The organism is Mesoterricola silvestris (assembly GCF_030295405.1).
In the GTDB taxonomy this organism is placed as follows: domain Bacteria; phylum Acidobacteriota; class Holophagae; order Holophagales; family Holophagaceae; genus Mesoterricola; species Mesoterricola silvestris.
On sequence record NZ_AP027080.1, the window covers coordinates 2,882,722 to 2,902,207 of the forward strand.

Consider the following 19,486-nt stretch of genomic DNA (forward strand, 5'->3'; position numbering starts at 1 on the left):
AGGCTCGCGACGGGGGGTTAGGGTGAAGTGTTGGCACGCTTCGGCTTCGATGGACCGTGAGGGGCTGGTGGGGGGCTGGGCTCCCCGGTAGGGCCTATTCCTCAGCGGCACGCTTCAAGTGGTCCGCCATGGAAGAGGTCCTGCGCCGACGTTGATCGGTCTTCACCTCTCGCAAGCTCCTGGAAACTCCACGCTCCATTTGCCTGCAATACCTGATTCCATGTGGCTCTCGCATAAGGTGATCAGCGTCGGCGCAAACCGGCCACCCTCCCGGAAGACTTGAAGCGGATCGCTGAAGCATAGGCCCATCCGGAAGGCCCCGTCCCCCGCACGCGCCCCATCGTCCAATCGAAGCCGGAGCGTGCCAACACTTCCGCCTAACCCCCTGTCGCGAGCTTTTCTCTGACGCAGCTTGCCTGCGTCAGCGGATCCCTGACGCGGGTTTGGGACATGGGCCATGGAGGGTCACCCTTCGGTTGTGGACGGCAGTTCCAGGCAGAACGCGCATCCGACATCGGACGGTCGTTCCACCCAGACCCGGCCGTGGTTGGCGTCGACCAGGTGCTTGACGATGCTCAGGCCGAGGCCCGACGAGCTCTCCCCTCCGGTGGGGCGGGCGGAGAGTTTCACGAAGCGGCGGAAGAGATTGGCTTTTTCGGATTCCTGGATGCCGGGGCCCTGGTCGATGACCTCGATGCGGGTCGCGGCGGGTCCGGGGATCACCCGGATGCGCAGCACGGCCCCGGAGGGGGAGAACTTGGAGGCGTTGGAAAGGAGGTTGTCCAGGATCTGGCGCAGGTGGTTGGGGTCGGCCAGGACCCGGCCCTCGCCCTCCACCACCAGCACCTGGCCCTTGGCGTCCAGGCGCAGCTTGTAGAGGCTGGCCAGGGGGTCCAGGATCTCCTGGATGGCCACGGCCCTTGCGCGGGGGCTCGACATGCCGCTCTCGATGGCGTTGACGTCCAGGAACTCGTCGATGAGCGCCGTCATGTGGTGGGCGGAGGTGGCGATCTTGCGGACCCAGGGCCCGATTTCCGGAGGGCAGTCCTCCAGGTCCCCGGTGACGAGCCCGTCGGAGACCAGGATGATGGTGTTGAGGGGGTTGCGCAGGTCGTGGGCGGCGATGCCCATGAACTGGGTCTTCTCCAGGTTCAGCAGGACCAGCTCCCGGTTCAGCTTCTCCTGTTCCTCCCGGCGCTGCTCGATCTCGCGGGTGGCGCTCCCGATGCGCTCCATGAGCTCCCGGTTGCGATCGGCCAGGACCCGGGTGCGCAGCCGGAGCAGGGCCAGCACGCCGCCGCCCAGGAGCACCGCGTAGATGCCCCAGGCCAGGGGGCTGAACCAGGGCGCCGGCAGGACCCGGAACGGGAAGGCCAGGGGACCCGTCTGGTTTCCCGCGTAGTCCCGGCCCCAGACCAGCATGGTGTACCGGCCCGCGGGCAGGCTGGGGAACTGGGCGTAGGAGAGCCCGGACCAGTCCCCCGGCGCGTCCTGGAGGCCCACCAGCTGGGTGCGGTAGACCGTATCCTGCTCCCGGTGCCCCGTGAGGAGCCGGAATTCGAAACGGACCCCCTGGTCCCGGTGGGAGAGGCGCTCGCCCTGCGCCAGGGAACGGCCCCGCACCACCGCGGATTCCCACACCAGGGGCTTGGGGACGCTGTCCTGGGTGGAGGTGCCCGGTTCGAGCCAGGCCGGGCCGTCCTCGGTTCCCACCCAGATGCGCCCGCGGCTGTCCCGGAAGAGGGACCCCTTGATGCACTCCATCCCCGGCAGGCCGTCCTCGGTGCTGAAGTTGTCCCAGGTCCAGCCCCGCCCGGGGTCCACCCGCGCCACGCCCCGGGGGCTCGAGACATAGATCCTGCCGGCGCCGTCCTGCACCAGGTCGTAGACGAGGTCCTGGCGCAGGGCCGGGGTGTTGCGGGTGGTGAAGGTGTGGTGGCCGCCGGAGCCGCCCGGGTTCTCGAAGTGGATGACGCCCGAGCCGAAGGTGCCCACCACCAGGTCCGACCGCAGCTGGAGCAGGGCGTGGACCCCCACCGGGGGGAAATTGGCCAGGACGGGAGGCGAGACCCAGGCCTCCCCCTCCAGGCAGGCCAGGCCCTTGTCGGTGCCCACCCAGAGCCTCGAACCGTCCACGTCCAGGCTGCGCACCGAGGGCTTGGGATCGCCGGGGGGAGGCGGCATGGCCTGGAAGGCCGCACCGTCCCACCGCACCAGGCCCCGGCTGGTCCCGATCCACAGCACCCGCCCGCCGCGGGCGTCCCGGGTTCCCGCGAGCACCCTCACGGTGCCCTGGGCAAAGCCCTCCTTCTCGGACCAGAACCGGAACCGGCCCTGGGAGAAGCGCCCGAGGCTGTTGCCCATGCCGAAATAGAGGTCCTGCTCCCCCGGGAAGGCGTAGAGGCTGCGCATGGTCTCGCTCACGGGACCCGCGTTGGGCTTGTGGATGGTGTAGACGCCCTGCTCCAGGCTGGCCAGGCACGTGTTGGCCATCCACAGCACCGGCTGGCCCGTGGCGGGGTTGCGGGTCTCGGCGAAGGCCTGCACCCTCGGGTCCGCGTGGGGCCAGGGCACGGTGACGCGCCGCCACCCGCCGGAATGGATGCGGAAGATGCCCTTGCCGTCGGAGCCCGCCCAGAGGACGGAGCCGTCCGGCCCGCCCGGGGTGAAGGCCAGGCAGCGGATGAAGTCGGACTGGAGGCCGCTGTGGGTGCTCCGCACCAGCCACTGGTCGCCCGAGATCTGGGCCATGCCCCCGCCGGAGGTGCCCACCCACATGGAGCCGTCGCCCCCGCCCAGGAGGGCGCGGACGCTGGTGTTGCCCATGCGCTCCTTCATGGGGAGGGCCTCGAGCCGGCCCTTGCGCCAGCGGTAGAGCCCGCCCTTCTCCGTGCCGATCCAGAGGCTGCGCGATCCGTCGGGTTCGGTGGACTCGGCCAGGGCCCGCACCAGGGGGTCGGCCAGGGCCCCGTTGCCTTCGAAGGGGCGCCAGCGGCCCTGCTCCAGGATCCAGACCCCCCGGGCGGACCCGACCCACAGGGCCCCTTCCCGTTCCAGCAGGCAGAAGGTCCGCTCTTCGGAAAGGTCCCCCCCCAGGCGCTGCCACGCGCCGTCCTGGTAGGCCACGACCCCCCGGCCGTGGGTCGCGCCGTAGAGGATGCGCCGCCCGGACCGGTCCAGGCGGGAGCTTTCGATGAGCTGGTTGACGTTGTTGATGGGCAGGCCGGCCTGCAGGTCGTGGACCTTCCAGGCGCCCTGGCGGTACTCCAGGTAACCCTGGAACCGGGTTCCTATCCACATGGCCCCGTCGGAGGTGCAGGTCATGGAATTGGCGTTCACCAGGAGGGCGTACCGGCTGGGGGGCCCCTCCACGGCCTTCCAGGCCTGGCCGTCGAACCGGGCAACCCCGGCCAGGGTGCCCGCCCAGAGCCGCCCCTGGTGATCCGCGGCCAGGGCGTAGATGGCCATCTGCGGCACCCCGTCGCTGGCGTTGAACACCCGCACGGGTCCGGCCCCCGGCGGCGCCCCCGCGAAGGCCCAGGCCGCCAGGCACAGCGCCAGCGCCAGGCGCAAGGCGGCTGCTGCGTGGAAACGTGATCCGGCCATGGGCACCCGGGGGAAGTGGTGGGAAAGCCCCTGATTATCGCGGCACTTTCCGCCGGTGCCTAGGGTCTGTTCGGAGTGTGTGGACAAGGATGGCCTATACCCGATCCCCTCGGGGCATGGTGCCTGGAAGGTGAGTGTCCTGGCGACGCACGAACCTGTTGCGCCGGCGATTCCAGGCGAAAAGATGAAACGCTGGGGCGCAGAGGTCTCGCTGGGGCGCTGGGGGTTCAAGCCCGGGTGTGAAGGACCCGGCGGATCCCGCCATCCTCGAGGGGCCAGGCGCGGACGTTCATAAGCAGACCAACCCCGGGACCCGGGAAACGCAACTGCGTATTGACCAGGGCGAAGTGGGCATTCACCTGCTTCTCCTTCTTTTCCCAGCGCCCCAGCGAGTCCCCAGCGTCCCAGCGTTTGAGCTTTTCGATGGGCCTTCCGATCCGCCCAGGACAAGCCGTTCGGAGCTTCAACCACCCAACGGCGCAGGCGATGGCAACCTTTGCTGCAGAACTGCGAGCCGTCCTACCAGAGCGGATCAAATCCTGAGGTACAAGGCTTGAGCCAGGGATACAACCTAACTGCTCATTGGCCCCCTAAGATGCCGATCACGCACGAGCCTCACGCGCCCAGGTGGGCGAAGAAGCTGCTGCGCCGCACCCGTTCCTCCACCTGGATCCCCTGGTGCAGGGGCGGGAAGGCCCGCTGTTCGCAGTCGGCCCGGTCGCAGAGGCGGCAGGTGACCCCGATGGGCACCGGGGGCTGTTCGAGCACGAGGCCGTCGGAGTACACCAGTTCCCGGGCGTGGGCGATCTCGCAGCCCAGGCCCAGGGCCTGCATGGCGTGCTGGCCCCGGTAGGTGCCGGTGTCCTTCTGCAGGGTCCGGGCGATGCAGAAGTACTTCACCCCGTCGGGCATCTCGCTGATCTGGGTGCGGATGAGGCCCGGGGTGAGGAAGGAGGCGTGGATGTTCCACCGCGGGCAGCACCCCGAGTACCGGGCGAAGCGGATGCCCGAGGCCGAGAAGCTCTTGGAGATGTTCCCGGCGATGTCGATGCGCAGGAAGTGGAAGGGGACGCCCTCCTCCCCGGGGCGGCGCAGGGTGGTGAGGCGGTGGCAGACCTGCTCGAAGCTGGCCTCGAAGCGCCGGGAGAGCAGCTCGATGTCGTACCGCCCCGCCCGGGCCGCCCGGAAGAAGGCGCCGTAGGGCATGAGCACGGCCCCGGCGAAGTAGTTGGCCAGGGCCACCCGGGCCATGGCCCGGGCGGTGTCGTCCGCGACCAGGGGATCCTGAATCAGGTCGTCCAGGAGCTCCCGCAGGGCCAGGAGGGCCCACTGGTGGGCCATCTGGAAGGCCCGGCTGCGGGGCGGCAGGAGCTCCGAGAGGCTGAGCACCCGGGATTCGGGGTCGTAGCGCCGGAGGATGCCCGGGGCGTCCCCGGCGCGGTGCACCCGCACCTTCACGCCGTAGCCCTTGAACACCTCGATGAGCCCCGTGTAGAGGAGGTCCTGGTCCAGGGCGGCCCGGCTCCACAGGGCCTCGGCCGCGGCCTCCAGGGCCGGGAAGTGGTTCATGGACCGCTGGATGAAATCCCCCGCGGCCTCCGAAGGCAGGAGGGTGGCGGGGCTCGCGTAGCCCTGGCCGTCGCTCAGCTGATCCGAAAGGGTGTCCATCTGCCGGCGCCCCTCCCGGTAGGACTGGTACAGGAAGAACACGGCCCGGGCCAGGCCGGGGCAGGTCTGGGCCAGCTCCCGCACCTCCGAGGCCGGCAGCTCCAGGGAATCGAACAGGGGGTCCCCGAAGGCCTCCATGAGGTCCTCCGCCACGCGCTGGTCCTCCTGGGGGGCGAAGCTCTTCAGATCCACCTTGAAGGCGTGGGCCAGGAGGATGAGGAGATTGGCCGTGAGCGGCCGCTTGTTGGCCTCGATGAGGTTCAGGTAGCTGGGGCTGATGGACAGCCGTTCGGCCATCTGGACCTGGCTGAGGCCCTCCTGGCGGCGGAGGGCGCGGACCTTGGCCCCCAGCTTGGGGGCGGGCCTCGGGGCGGCGGTGTCGGCCATGGGGTCCCTTTACAAGATTTACAAATTCACGGACGGTCGCTTTGCCTTGATTGACAAATCAACGGGTTGAATTTCAAAGAGATCTTGCGGTTCCCCCAGATTAAGTCAATTTGTGACTGAGTTCAATTCTCAAGGGGTCCCCATGACGACGAAACTGCTTTCCGGCATTGCCCGTTCCGGTTATCCCTACCACGCCGACCCCGGGATCCTCTCGGAGGGCGCCCTGGCCTTCCTCAAGGACCTGACCCGCTCCTTCCGCCCCGCCCTGGAGGCCCTCCTCGTGGAACGGACGGAACGGCAGGCCCGCCACGACGCCGGGGAGGCGCCGGGCTTCCTCCCCTCCACCCGGGAGATCCGCCACTCCCAGTGGCAGGTGGCCCCCCTGCCCCCCCTCCTCCTGGACCGCCGGGTGGAGATCACCGGCCCCCCGGAACGGAAGATGCTCATCAACGCCCTCAACAGCGGTGCCCGGGTCTACATGGCCGATTTCGAGGACAGCCTGGCGCCCAGCCTGGAGAACCTCGTGGAGGGCCAGCGCAACCTGGTGGAAGCCGTCCGGGGCACCCTGCGTCACGTGGACCCGCCCACCGGCCGGGTCTACGCCCTGGAGGCCCACGTGGCCGCCCTCATGGTCCGGCCCCGGGGCCTGCACCTCCCCGAGCGCCACCTGGAGGTGGACGGCCAGCCCATCCCGGCCTGCCTCTTCGACGCCGGGCTCTTCCTCTACCACAACGCCGCCGAAATCCTCGCCCGGGGCGGCGTGCCCTGCCTCTACCTGCCCAAGCTGGAGCACCACCTGGAAGCCCGGTGGTGGAACCAGGTGCTGGAGGCCGTGGAGGCGAACCTGGGCCTCGCGCCGGACAGCGTGCGCACCACCCTGCTCATCGAGACCCTGCCCGCGGCCTTCCAGATGGACGAGATCCTCTTCGAGCACCGGGGCCGCGCCGCCGGCCTGAACCTGGGGCGGTGGGACTACATCTTCTCCTTCATCAAGACCCGCCGCATGGACCCCGGCGCCATCCTCCCGGACCGGGGCCGGGTGGACATGGACCAGCCCTTCCTGCGGGCCTACGCCAGGCTCCTGGTGCGCACCTGCCACCGCCGGGGCTGCCTGGCCCTGGGGGGCATGAGCGCCTTCGTGCCGGCCCGGGGCGACGCCGAAGGCACGGCCCGGGCCTTCGCGCAGGTGCGCGCCGACAAGCTGCGGGAGGTGGCCGACGGCTGCGACGGCACCTGGGTGGCCCATCCGGCCCTGGTGCCCGTGGCCCAGGCCCCCTTCGACGAGCACATGGCCGGTCCCAACCAGCTGGACCGCGTCCCGGACCCCGTGGACGCGGAGGAGCTCCTGGCCGTGCCCCGGGGGCCGCGCACCGAGAAGGCCCTGCGCCACAACCTGAAGGTCGGCATCCGCTACCTGGAGTCCTGGCTCCGCGGCCAGGGCTGCGTGGCCCTCTACGGGCTCATGGAGGACGCGGCCACGGCCGAGATCTGCCGCATGCAGGTGTGGCAGTGGATCCGCCACGGCGCCGAGGTGGAGCACCTGGGGCAGCTGGACCGCCCCCTCTTCCACGCCTTCGTGGAGGACGCCCTCTTCCAGATCCGGGCGGAGATCGGCGAAGCGGACTTCGCCGAGGGCAGGTTCCTGGAGGCCTCGGATCTCTTCGAGACCCTCATCCTCGCCCGCGTCCCGCCCCCCTTCCTCACCCTTCCCGCCTACGACCTGCTCCTGGAGCCGGTCCCCTCCGAGGTGAACCCGTGATCACGCCCTTCGAATCCCGCTGGACCGGCATCCTGCGCCCCTACGAACCCAGCCAGGTGGAGCGCCTCCGGGGCACCGTCAAGGTGGCCCACACCCTCGCCCACCGGGGCGCCACCCGGTTCTGGGAGCTCATGAAGCTCGAACCCTACGTGCCCGCCCTGGGCGCGCTCAGCGGCGGCCAGGCCGTGCAGATGGCCAAGGCCGGCCTCAAGGCCATCTACTGCTCCGGGTGGCAGGTGGCCGCGGACGCCAATCTGTCGGGCCAGACCTACCCGGACCAGAGCCTCTACCCCGCCAATTCCGTGCCCGCCCTCGTCAAGCGCATCAACGGCGCCCTCCAGCGCGCCGACCAGATCGAGCACGCCGAGGGCGGCGCCGCCCGGGACTGGATGCTGCCCATCGTGGCCGACGCCGAGGCCGGCTTCGGGGGCCCCCTCAACGCCTTCGAGCTCATGAAGTCCATGATCGAGGCGGGGGCCGCGGCGGTGCACTTCGAGGACCAGCTGAGCAGCGAGAAGAAGTGCGGCCACCTGGGCGGCAAGGTCCTGGTGCCCACGGGCCAGTTCATCCGCACCCTCGTCGCGGCCCGCCTCGCCGCGGACGTGCTGGACGTCCCCACCGTCCTGGTGGCCCGCACCGACGCGGATTCCGCCCAGCTCCTCACCACCGACATCGACCCCCGGGACCGCCCCTTCCTCACCGGGGAGCGCACCCCGGAGGGCTTCTTCCGCATCAACGGCGGCCTGGAGTGCGCCATCGCCCGGGGCCTGGCCTACGCCCCCTACGCCGACCTGCTGTGGATGGAGACCTCGAAGCCCGACCTGGCCCAGGCCGAGGCCTTCGCCCGGGCCATCCACGCCGCCCACCCCGGCAAGGTCCTGGCCTACAACTGCTCCCCCTCCTTCAACTGGAAGAAGAACCTCACGGACGCCCAGATCGCGGAATTCCAGAGGGAGCTGGGCAACCTGGGCTACCGCTTCCAGTTCATCACCCTGGCGGGCTTCCATGCCCTCAACCACACCATGTTCGAACTGGCCGACGCCTACCGGGAGGAGGGCATGACCGCCTACGCCCGGCTCCAGAACGCCGAGTTCGCCTCGGAGCCCCGGGGCTACACCGCCACCCGCCACCAGCGGGAGGTGGGCACCGGCTACTTCGACGCGGTCTCCGAAACCCTCAGCGCCGGCCTGGCCTCCACCCTCGCCCTCACCGGGAGCACCGAGGCGCACCAGTTCTGAGGCGCCGGGCGCTCAAAGGCTGTCCAGGCGCGCCCTCAGCTCCTGGATGCCGAAGGGCTTCGGGAGCAGGGTCGCCTGGGGGTGGGCCTTGACCAGGTCCAGGGCCCTCTGGTCGGGGCGGCCCGTGGCCAGGAGAACGGGAAGGGCGGGATCGAGGGTGGCCATGCGGTCCAGGGTTCCCGCCCCCCCCATCCCGGGCATGTTCAGGTCGAGGATCATCACGTCGGGATGGAGGCCCTCCTGGATCATCCGGAGGGCCTCCTCCCCGGTCCAGGCCGCGTGGACCGCGTGGCCCAGGACCTTGAGCACGAAGGCCGTGGAGGCATGGACCAGCTCGTCGTCGTCCACGACGAGCACCTTCAGCCTCTTCACCGCCTCCCCCGGGGGGGGCGCCTCCGCTTCCGGGGGCGCGCCGCCGGAGCCGGCGGCGGCCGGGAACCTCACGGTCACGCAGGTGCCCTCCCCGGGGGCGCTCCGGATGTCCATGCGGCCATGGTGGGCCTTCACGGTGCTGAAGGCCATGGAAAGGCCCAGTCCGGTGCCCTTCCCCACCTCCTTGGTGGTGAAGAAGGGATCCAGGGCCTTCTCCAGGACCTCCTTGGTCATGCCGGTTCCCGTGTCCTCCACCTGGGCCTCCACCTGGCCATCCAGGTTCCGGGTCCGGAGCGTGAGGGTCCCCCCCTCCCCCATGGCGTCCACGGCATTGACGCAGAGGTTCATGAACAGGTTGGTCAGGGCGCTGGCGTCGCCGCGCATGGGCCCGAGGGCGGGGTCCAGGTCCAGGGCCAGGTGGACCTTGGCGAAGGTCGTGCGCTCCAGCAGCAGCACCTCCTCCCGCAGCAGGGCGTTCAGGTCCAGTTCCCGTTCATCCGCGGGCGCGGTCCGGCTGAAGCGGAGCAGGCCGCGCACCATGTGGGCGCCCCGTTCGCAGGCCTTGATGATCGTGTCGAAGCTGCGCCGGGTGGAGGTCCCCTCCCCGTGGGTCTCCACCTCCGCGGAGGCGAGGCCGAGGATGGCCCCCAGCACGTTGTTCATGTCGTGGGCCACGCCCCCGGCCAGGAGGCCCAGGCTTTCCATCTTCTGGGACTGGATGAGCTGGGCGTGCAGCTTCTTCACCTCGGCTTCGCGGGCCTTGCGCAGCGTCATGTCCCGCCACACGCAGTGGTAGGTGGGCTCCCCACCGACCCGGATGTACTGGGCGGTGACCTGCACATCCCGCACCTCGCCCTGCTTCGTGCGGTGCAGGGTCGGGAAATCCTCGATCCCCGCGTTCATCACGTTCCGGATGTGCCGGGCGGAATCCTCCGCGGTTTCCGCGGCCTCGATATCGGCCAGGGCCAGGCCCTGGAACTCCTCCCGGGTGTACCCCAACTGGCGGCAGGCCTGGTCGTTGAACTCCAGGATGCGCGTCGTCTCCGGGTCCAGGACCACGATGCCGTCGGGCCCGTGGGCGAAGAAGGTGCGGTAGCGCTCCTCCCGGCGCTTCAGGAGCGCGAAGGTGCGGAGCAGGGACTGGTGGACGGCCTCGAATTCCCGGTACCGGGGGACCCCCTGGGCCTGGGAATCCACGTCCGCCCCGGAGCTCACGAGCCCGGCCAGCCTCCGGATCTCCCCCAGGGGACGGAGGACCACCCGCCACAGGAGGATGGAGACGCTGGCCACCAGGAGCAGGTCCAGCCCCAGGAGGGTCCACAGGCTCTCCCGCAGGAAGGCCCGGAGGTCCGCGGCCACGAAGCGGGTGCTGAAGCCCACCCGCACCCGGCCCAGGGTCCTTCCGGCGTACGGGATGTCCCGCTGGATCCAGATGAGGTCCTTGCGGGACCGGGAGTCCGCCCCCCGGTCCCGGGCGAATTCCGGCAGGCCTTCCAGGGCGGTGTCCAGGGCCACCAGCTCCACCGCGGGGTTCTCCATGACGTGGTCCAGGATGAGCCCGATCTGCGGCTCGTCGAGGTACCACACCGGCAGGGTGAGACTGGTGGCCAGCTGGCCCGTGGAGGCGCCCGCCTCCCGCCGGAGGTTCTCCACCTGCTCCCGGGTTTCCGCCCGGTAGGCCAGCCACGTGCCCCCGCTGAGCAGGAGGGTCGCCAGGGGGACCAGCACCCCGATGAAAACCGCCTGCACGGGCACGCGCCCCCGCCCCGCCAATGTCCCCATCCGAGAATCCCGTTCCATGGTCCTTGCCCGATGTGCCTGTGCGTTGCTTGTTGGGGTCATGATACATGGACCCCAGGGACCGCATTCCGGGAAACAAGCCTTTGTGACGATAAGATATCCGTTGGAGGATGGATCGTGGAGTCGAGGCGGCGGGTTCCGGGGAAGAGGCGCATGGTCTTGGGGCTGGCCGTGTCCCTGCCCCTCCTGTGCGCCCCGGGCCCGGCACCCGGCGGCCCCCGGGGGGTCCCGGGGAAGACCATCGCCTTCATCGCCTCGGATTCCCGGAACGGCGGCGTGACGGGCGTCTTCCGGGCCTTCCAGGACGCCGCGGGGCTCCTGGGGTGGAAGGCCTCCTTCCAGGATGGGAACGGCCGGAAGGCGAGGCAGGGAGAACTCCTCCTCCAGGCCATCCAGGGCCGGGCCGACGGGATCATCTTCGGCGGCTTTGATGCGGGGGACTTCCCCGCGGAGGTGGCGGCGGCCCGCAGGGCCGGCATTCCCCTCGTCGGCTGGCATGCCGCCCGGAACCCCGGGCCCTCCCGGGATCTGTTCCTGAACGTGGCCACCGACCCGGCCGCGGTGGCGGCCCTGGCCGTGCGGTTCGTGGTCCAGGACGCCGTGCGGTTCCGGAAACCGGTGGGGGTGGTGATCTTCACCGACTCCCGGTTCGAGGTGGCCCGCGCCAAGACCCTGGCCATGGTGAGGGCCCTGGAGGCGAGCCGCAAGGCCGGCCCCTGCCGGGTCCTGGCGATCCAGGACATCCCCATTTCCGAAGCGGCCACCCGGGCCCCCGGGGCGGTGCCGGACCTGGTGGCGAAATTCGGCGCCCAATGGACCTACACCCTGGCCATCAATGACGTCTACTTCGATCACATGAATTTCCCCCTGGCCTTCGCCCACCGCGCGGACATCCTCAATGTGTCGGCGGGCGACGGGTCCAGCCTGGCCCTTTCCCGCATCGGGTCCGGCCGCTCCCAGCAGGCGGCCACCGTGGCCGAGCCCCTCCGCATGCAAGGCTTCCAGCTCGCGGACGAACTCAACCGCGCCTTCGCGGGGGAACGCCCCAGCGGCCAGGTTTCCCGCCCCATCCTGGTCACCGCCGAGGTGCTCAAGGCGCGGGGCGCCGGCGGCATCGAGGCGGGCTCCGGCTTCGAGGCGGCCTATGCCAGGATCTGGTCCGGCCGATGACCGGCGGTCCCATGCCCCTCGCGGAGCTCCGCCAACTGCCGGAGGAGGAGCAGGCCATCCTCATGGGCCTGGCCGGCCTGGGCCTGCCCTCCACCAACAGCCACCTGGCCCAGGCCCTGGCCCGGGCCGGCGCGCATCCCCAGGCCCCGGCCTGGGCCGCCAATCCCCGCAGGGTCCAGGAGCTCCTGGAGCGCCTGCAGCCCCGGGGCCTCGTGGTGGAGCGGCGGGGGTTCTGGCACTGCGCGGAGCGGTGCCTGGAATCCGCGGCGCGCCTGGCCCAGGGCCGGGGCCTGCTGCGGCGCATCCTCCAGGCCGGCCTGCCCGCGGGGGGCGGCGGGGGCATGGTGCCCGACGGGGCCATGCGCAGCCGCGCCGAACTGAGGCTGGAATTCATGGAGGGCCGCGCCGAGCGCTGGCTGCCCCTCCGGGACCGCTTCGCCGAGCAGTTCCTCGCCGCCACGGGCCACCGGGATCCCCTGGCCCTGGTGTGCGGCGGGCCCTTCGAGCCGGGGTGGTTCGACGCCCTGGACCCGGCGGCCCAGGCCCACGGCTGCAACGCCCTCCTCCAGGACCACCTGCTGCACGCCCGCCCCGACGCGGGGTTCCTGGCCTGGCTGGAACGGCGCACCCGCAAGCCCGCCGCCGATTCCGCGGCCTTCCCCCTCATCCTCTACCTCATCCTCATGGGCCGCCTCCGGGACGCCCGGGCCTGGATGGACGCCCAGCCCCCCAAGGCCCGGGAGCACTTCTCCTGGACCAACCTGGAGGGGCTGGCGGCCCTGGCCGAAGGGAACCCCGCCCTGGCCGCCCAGCGCTACGGGGCCTCCGTGGACACCCTGCGCAAGGCCACCCGCAGGAAGGGCGCGGCCCTGCCGGGCCTCCACGAACCCTTTTACATCCTGGCCCTGCTGGGCACCCGTGAGCCCGCGTCCCTGCGCCGGGTGGAGGAGCGGCTGGCCCTCCTGGACCGGGGGGAATGGAGCAGCCCCCTGCGGGACCTGCCGGTGATCCTGGCCCACCTGTACCGGCTCCTTTCCGGCGCCCGGCCCCAGCACGGCCTCGCCCAGCGCCTGCCCCGGGACCTCACGCCCCTGGGCCTGGTCCTGGCCAACGTGGCGGCCCACCTGGGCGGCGAGACCCCGCCCCCGGACCTGCCCGAACGGGCCCTGCGGGCCTGCGCCCCCCTACCCTTCGCCTGGTTCACCCGGGAGCTCACGGAGCTGCAGCGGCGCCTGCGGGGCGAGGACCCACGCCCCAGCCCCCTCCTGGACCTGGTGCCCCGGGAGGCCCCCTGGGAGCGCACCCTGGACAGCCTGGAGCGCATGGGCACCCCGGCCCCCGGCAGCCCCAGGACGGCCCGCCTGGCCTGGTTCGTGGCGCCCCGGGAATGCGACGCGGGGACCTTCGAGGTGCAGGCCCGGGAGCAGAAGCAGGACGCCAAGGGCGAATGGAACCGGGGCCGGGCCGTGAGCCTGCGCAAGCTGCGGGAGAATCCCCGTGCCTACGACTACCTCAGCGCCCAGGACCACCGGGCCATCGCCGCCATCCGGGCCGACCGTGGCCACGGCGCGGACTTCATCTACCACGTGGACGGCGCCGAGGCCGTGGCCGCCCTGGTGGGCCACCCCGGCGTCTACTGGGAGGGCCGGCCCATGGACCTGGTGGAGGGCAAACCCGAGCTGCGGGTGCGCCGCAAGGGCGAGACCCTGGAGCTGCGCCTGGAGCCCGAGCCCGGCCCGGGCGGCATCCTGGCCCGGGAGGAGGGGCCGCGGCGCACGCGCATCTTCCTCTTCGAGGACGCGCACCGGCGCCTGCGGGAGCTCCTGGGGGAGCGGCTCGTGGTGCCCGCCTCGGCCCGGGAACGGCTTCTCCGGTCCCTGGCCGCCGTGGCCCCCCTGGTGGACATCCACTCCGACGTGGGCATGGGCGAGGAGGCTTCGGCCCGGGCCGGCCTCGCGCGGGTGGCGGGGGACGCGGGGCCCACCCTCGTGCTGCTTCCGGCCGGCGACGGCCTGCGGGCCCAGGTGCGCGTCCACCCCGTGGCCGGGGGCCCGGGCCTGCTCCCCGGCGAAGGGGGCGCGAGCCTCGTGGTGGAGCAGGGCGGCCGCCGCCTCCTGGTGCACCGGGACCTGGAGGCCGAGGGCCGCGGGGCCGCGGACCTGGTGGCCGCCCTGCCCTCCCTCGGGGAATCCGAGGACTGGAACTGGACCCTGGCCGACCCCGAGGCCTGCCTGGAGCTCCTCGTGGAGGCCGAGGCGGCCAAGGCCCGGTTCCCGGTGGTGTGGCCCGAGGGGCAGCACCTGGAGACCCCGCGCACCGTGGGGCTGGAGGCCATGAGCCTCAAGGCCGAGGCCGGGGGCGGGTGGCTCGACCTGAGGGGCGAACTGCATGTGGACGGCGCCAGGGTCCTGGACCTCAAGGCCCTGCTGGACCACCTGGAGACCTCCTCCAGCCGCTTCATCCCCATGGGCGGCGGCACCTTCCTGGCCCTTTCGCGCACCTTCCGCCGCCGCCTTCTGGACCTCAACGCCCTGGGCGAGCTCCACGGCCAGGCCCTGCGCCTCCACGCCGGGGCCGCCGCGCTCCTGGGGGACCTGGGCGAGGGGCTGGATTCCTTCGAAGGGGACCGGGCCTGGAAGGTGCGCATGGCCAAGGTGCGCGGGGCCATGGCCCTGGAACCGGCCCTGCCCGCCACCCTCGAAGCCGGCCTGCGCGGGTACCAGGAGGAGGGCTACCGGTGGATGATGCGCCTGGCCCACGCGGGCCTGGGGGCCTGCCTCGCCGACGACATGGGCCTGGGCAAGACCCTCCAGGCCCTGGCCCTGCTCCTGGCCCGGGGCGCCTCGGGCCCGGCCCTGGTGGTGGCCCCCACCAGCGTCTGCGCCAACTGGGAGCACGAGGCCGCCCGTTTCGCCCCGGCCCTGCGGGTGCTGCCCCTGGCCGACGGGGACCGGGAGGCCCTCCTGGCCGGGGCCGGCCCCATGGACCTGGTGGTGGCCAGCTACGGCCTCCTGCACCTGGAATCGGAGCGCCTGGCCAAGGTGGCCTGGTCGACGGTGGTGCTGGACGAGGCCCAGGCCATCAAGAACGCCTTCACCAAGCGGAGCCAGGCCGCCATGGCCCTGCAGGCCGGGTTCCGCCTGGTGCTGAGCGGCACCCCCGTGGAGAACCACCTGGGCGAGCTGTGGAACATCCTGCGCTTCCTCAACCCCGGCCTCCTGGGTTCGTACGAGGTCTTCCAGCGCCGCTTCCAGCTCCCCATCGAGCGCCAGGGCGACGTGGAGGCCCTGCAGCGCCTCAAGCGGATCACGGGCCCCTTCCTCCTGCGGCGCACCAAGGCCCAGGTGCTGGAGGAGCTCCCCCCCCGCACCGAGATCACGCTGGAAGTCGAGCCCAGTTCCGGGGAGACCGCGCTGCTGGAGGCCATCCGCCAGCGGAGCCTGGAGGAGCTGGCCGAGGGGGGCCAGCCCATCCAGGTGCTGGCGGCCATCATGCGCCTGCGCCGCGCCTGCTGCCACCCGGACCTGGTGCAGCCCGGCCTGGGCCTGGCGTCCTCCAAGGGCGAGGCCTTCCTGGAGCTCCTGGCCCACCTGCGGGAGAACCGCCACCGGGCCCTGGTCTTCAGCCAGTTCACCGACCACCTGGATCTGCTGGCCAAGGCCCTGGACGCCCAGGGCGTGCCCTACCTCCACCTGGACGGCTCCACCCCGCCCCGGGCCCGGGCCCGGGCCGTGGCCGCCTTCCAGCGCGGCGAGGGCGACGTCTTCCTCATCAGCCTCAAGGCCGGCGGCACCGGCCTCAACCTCACGGGCGCCGACTACGTCATCCACATGGACCCCTGGTGGAACCCCGCCGTGGAGGACCAGGCCTCGGACCGCGCCCACCGCTTCGGCCAGACCCGCCCCGTGACCATCTACCGCCTCGTGCTGCGCGGCAGCATCGAGCAGCGCATCGTGGACCTCCACGCCCGCAAGCGCCAGCTGGCCGACGATCTCCTGGAAGGCGCCGCCACCCCGGCGCGCCTGGACGCGTCCGCCCTGATGGAGCTGCTCCGCGGGTAGAATGGGACCCAAAGGAAAACCCGTGACCGAAGCCCCCGGCCTCCTGTCCATTCTCGTGCGCCCCGGCCATCCGGATTTCCTGGACCTGCCCTGGGAGGTGGACCTGGCGGCCTGGCCCGGCGCCACGGACCGCTCCATCGAACTGCAGCGGGGCCTCTCCCGGCACGAGGTGCAGTTCGTGAGCTACGGCGGCGCGGACGTCTACGCCGTCAAGGAGCTGCCCGAGGGCCTCGCGAAGAAGGAGTACGGCGCCCTCCTGGAGATGCAGGACCGCAGCCTGCCGGCGGTGGAACCCGTGGGCCACGCCCTGGCGGCGAGGCCCGACGGGGTGCGGGTGAGCCTCCTCCTGACCCGCTACCTGGACGCCAGCCACCCCTACCGGGTGCTCTTCCTGAACCCCGGCCTGGAGCGATACCGGGAGCGGCTCCTGGACGCCATGGCGGGCCTCCTGGTGCGCCTCCACCTGGCGGGCGCCTACTGGGGCGACTGTTCCCTGTCCAACGTCCTCTTCCGCCGGGACGCGGGGCAGCTGGGTGCCTACCTGGTGGACGCGGAGACCTCCGAGCTCCACGAGAGCCTTTCCGACGGCCAGCGCCGCCAGGACCTCATGATCATGGAGGACAACGTCGGCGGCGACCTCCTGGACATCTCCATGGTCACGAAGCTCCCCGACACCCTGCGCCCCGAGAGGTTCGGCGCCAATATCCGCCGCCGCTACGAGAGCCTCTGGACGGAAGTGAACCGCGAGGTGATCGTGGGCGTGGGGGAGCGCTGGCGCATCCAGGAGCGGGTGCGGGCCCTGAACGCCCTGGGCTTCTCCATCCAGGAGATCAAGCTCATCGCCACCGGGGACCGGGACAAGCTGGCCATGCGCACCGTGGTCACCGACCGGGACTACCACCGCCACCGCCTCCACGACCTCACGGGCCTGGTGGCCCAGGAGGCCCAGGCCGAGCTCATCCTCAACGAGATCGAGGAGCTCAAGGCCCGCCTCACCCTGGAGGGCCGCCGCGAGCTCCCCACCTCCGTGGCGGCCTTCCGGTGGCTCACGGATTCCTGGGAGCCCGTCCAGCGGCGCCTGGGATCCCTGGTGAAGACCGAGGCCGACGCCGCGGAACGGTACTGCCAGGTCCTGGAGCACAAGTGGTTCCTCTCCGAGGCGGCCAAGGCCGACGTGGGGCTGGACGCGGCCCTGGACGACTACCTGGAACGTTTCCACCCCAGGAAATCCAGGAAGGCCCGGGCACGGTAGCCGCCCCGGGTGAACCGTCAATGATCGTCGGTGTGGTTGTGCAGGGCCTGCCACAGCACCTTGCCGAATTTGTCCTTCACGTACACCTCCCCGCTGACGTTGTCCATCAAGAGCCGGCATCCTTCCCCCTGGATCCTGGCATCCCACACGTGTCCGCCGGCCTGATAGATGCACAAGTTGCCATCCTCCTGCATGATCAATTCGCAGTCACCGTTCATCCCTTTCCGGGTCAACTTCAGCCCCAGCGGAGTGGAAAACTCCAGGTCCCGGCGCAATTTCAGTCCGGAATTCCCTCTATCCACCGCGTAATGCGTATTGAATTCAAATTTCCCGGAGCCGAGGGAAATGCTGAGGTACGTGGCGCTTTGGCCCGAGGCCAACACCTCCAGTTCCGCACAACGCGCCCCGGTCGACGCTCCCAGGAGCACGACCAGCAGGCCCAACAGGTTCACCGAAATCCCCTTCACGGCACCCCCCGGAAAGGTCCCGAGCCAGGGCCCTCTGCAATAATTTATTCATTGCCATCCCTCCGTCAAGGCCCCCGGCGAGCGCCTTCGGGGGGCCCCTTCCCCGGACGCCCCGCGGGAACCAGCCGCCGTTAAAAGGCGGTTCAGGTCATGCTACGCGTCCGCGATCCCCTCCGACGGCGGCAGGGTGGAGGTCCCGCCCGGGCTGGTGGGATCGTGGGGGAGGCTGCCCCGGGGGGACCGCAGGAACACGAAGGGCGTGGCGTACAGGAAATTGGAAACCCGGCTCGTGTAAACGTCGGCGTAGCGTTCCACCTGCCTGGCCAGATGGCTCTTGTCGTTGCCGGCGCGGGTGAGGAGGCCCCAGCGGTCGTTGGTGAGCTCCGTGGCCGCCCGGGCCAGGGGGGCGATCTCCAGATCCAGGGGGGTGAGGCGGTTGCGCAGCTCCTGGAGGCGGGTCTCCAGGTCGGCGGCGGGGACCTGGCCGCGGGGGCCGTAGCCCTCCCGGAGGCGCTGCAGCTCCAGGCGCGTCTGGGAGAACTGGGCCTCCAGGCGCTCCTTCTCCTCCATCTTGGAGGCGATGATGCGCTCGGCGCCGGCGAAGGATTCCAGGGCCTCCACCTCGGCCTCCAGTTCCCGCAGGATCAGGGCCGTGCGCCAGCGGAATTCGCTCTTGCTCATGTGCACGTCGCCGAACATGTGGTCGCCCACGTAGAGGATCTCGTCGCCGCTCATGCCCAGGTCCTTCTCCACCTGGGCCGCGGAGCCCCCCATGTAGGCCACGCCGGGCTGCAGGGGCCCCATCGTGGGCCGGAGCATGCCGTCCTCGGTCACCACCTGGAAGAAGGGGGCCCGGGAGGTGAAGAACTCCGGCTTGCGGGCCCCCACGATCACCAGGTCGAAGAGGTCCCGCCAGGTCATGCCCCCGGGCAGGAACCGGTCGAAGGAGTACGACATCATGGCCGAGGAGAAGGTCCAGTCCGAATTGGTGATGAGCAGGAGCTTCTTGCCGGCGTGGCGCTGGTCCAGGAGGGTGAGGGCCGTTTCGGGATCCAGGACCACGCAGGCCTCGGGCGCCGCGATGATATCGGCCTTGAGCCGGCCCTCCATGTGCTGGGCGTCCACCACGTCGCGCACCCGCACGTAGAGCTCCCGGTAGCCCAGCACCTCGGGCAGGGCCCGCGCGTCCAGAAGGTCCACCATCTGGGCGTAGAGGCACCCCTCCGAGAGCGAGAAGAGCGTATTGAGGAAGACCCACCGCGGATCGGACAGGTCCACCAGGGTGTCCGCGTAGGCCGCGCGCTGCTCGCTGAAGGTGAGGGGCCGCGTGCCGTGCTGGGCCCGGCGCACCAGGCCGAAGCGGTTGGCCTTGACGATATTGCCGGTCTGCGTGTCGATGACCAGCCCCCGGGCCACCATGCCCTGGTCGAAGACCAGCCCCTGCACCGGCCAGCCCTGCTCCAGGAAGCGCTCCCGGGCGAATCCGTACACCTGCCGTTCGAAGATGTCCACCCGGTAGTTCACGAGGGTGTAGTCCATGTCGTAGCCGATGGCGTGCAGGGACCGGAAGTTCAGGGTCCGGTTGCAGAATACGCCCCGGCCGCGGGGGGGGATCACGAGGGGATCGGCATCGCTCATGCCCAAGGATAGCGTCCTGGCGCAGTGTCACGGGGAATTCACTCGCCTTGGGATGTTCAAATCCCGCA

10 protein-coding genes are annotated in these 19,486 nt (G+C 70.9%); 5 read left to right on the forward strand and 5 right to left on the reverse strand.

Features of this window, described 5'->3' with window-relative positions; all coding sequences use genetic code 11:
* Nucleotides 1-465: 465 nt before the first annotated feature.
* Together R2J76_RS12480 and R2J76_RS12485 are read right to left on the reverse strand one after the other, a co-directional pair.
* Entirely contained in the window at nt 466-3,573 is a 3,108-nt protein-coding gene (locus tag R2J76_RS12480) for a sensor histidine kinase (protein ID WP_316411937.1), read from the reverse strand.
* A 648-nt stretch (nt 3,574-4,221) separates the two neighbouring features.
* Nucleotides 4,222-5,661, reverse strand: coding sequence for a helix-turn-helix domain-containing protein (locus tag R2J76_RS12485; protein ID WP_316411938.1), 1,440 nt, complete (start codon nt 5,659-5,661; stop codon nt 4,222-4,224).
* A gap of 142 nt (nt 5,662-5,803) precedes the next feature.
* Between R2J76_RS12485 and aceB the strand changes: the two genes are divergently transcribed.
* Both aceB and aceA read left to right on the forward strand, forming a co-directional pair.
* Nucleotides 5,804-7,420 (forward strand): malate synthase A, encoded by a 1,617-nt coding sequence (gene aceB, locus R2J76_RS12490; RefSeq protein ID WP_316411939.1) that lies wholly within the window; start codon nt 5,804-5,806, stop codon nt 7,418-7,420.
* Entirely contained in the window at nt 7,417-8,658 is a 1,242-nt protein-coding gene (gene aceA / locus R2J76_RS12495; RefSeq protein WP_316411940.1) for an isocitrate lyase, read from the forward strand. Before aceB ends, aceA begins: the two co-directional genes overlap by 4 nt.
* Nucleotides 8,659-8,670: 12 nt before the next feature.
* Here aceA and R2J76_RS12500 read toward each other — a convergent pair whose 3' ends face one another.
* Nucleotides 8,671-10,812 carry an ATP-binding response regulator gene (locus tag R2J76_RS12500; RefSeq protein ID WP_316411941.1) on the reverse strand — a complete coding sequence of 714 codons (2,142 nt, stop codon included), beginning with the start codon at nt 10,810-10,812 and terminating at the stop codon, nt 8,671-8,673.
* Nucleotides 10,813-10,983: 171 nt separating this feature from the next.
* Between R2J76_RS12500 and R2J76_RS12505 the strand changes: the two genes are divergently transcribed.
* The 3 genes from R2J76_RS12505 to R2J76_RS12515 are packed head-to-tail and all read left to right on the forward strand — an operon-like array spanning nt 10,984 to nt 17,313.
* On the forward strand, nt 10,984-12,000 hold the full coding sequence (locus R2J76_RS12505; RefSeq protein ID WP_316411942.1) for a substrate-binding domain-containing protein: 1,017 nt from the start codon (nt 10,984-10,986) through the stop codon (nt 11,998-12,000).
* 11 nt (nt 12,001-12,011) lie between these two features.
* Entirely contained in the window at nt 12,012-16,061 is a 4,050-nt protein-coding gene (locus R2J76_RS12510) for a DEAD/DEAH box helicase (RefSeq protein WP_316411943.1), read from the forward strand.
* A gap of 22 nt (nt 16,062-16,083) precedes the next feature.
* Nucleotides 16,084-17,313 (forward strand): DUF4032 domain-containing protein, encoded by a 1,230-nt coding sequence (locus R2J76_RS12515; RefSeq protein ID WP_316411944.1) that lies wholly within the window; start codon nt 16,084-16,086, stop codon nt 17,311-17,313.
* 17 nt (nt 17,314-17,330) lie between these two features.
* Here the strand turns inward: R2J76_RS12515 and R2J76_RS12520 are convergent, their stop codons facing one another.
* Together R2J76_RS12520 and R2J76_RS12525 are read right to left on the reverse strand one after the other, a co-directional pair.
* The gene (locus tag R2J76_RS12520) at nt 17,331-17,780 is read right to left on the reverse strand and encodes a hypothetical protein (protein WP_316411945.1); all 450 of its coding nucleotides are present in this window, start codon (nt 17,778-17,780) and stop codon (nt 17,331-17,333) included.
* Between the two features lie 153 nt (nt 17,781-17,933).
* Nucleotides 17,934-19,418: an HAD-IG family 5'-nucleotidase gene (locus R2J76_RS12525; protein WP_316411946.1), complete on the reverse strand. Its 1,485-nt coding sequence runs from the start codon at nt 19,416-19,418 to the stop codon at nt 17,934-17,936.
* Nucleotides 19,419-19,486: the final 68 nt, after the last annotated feature.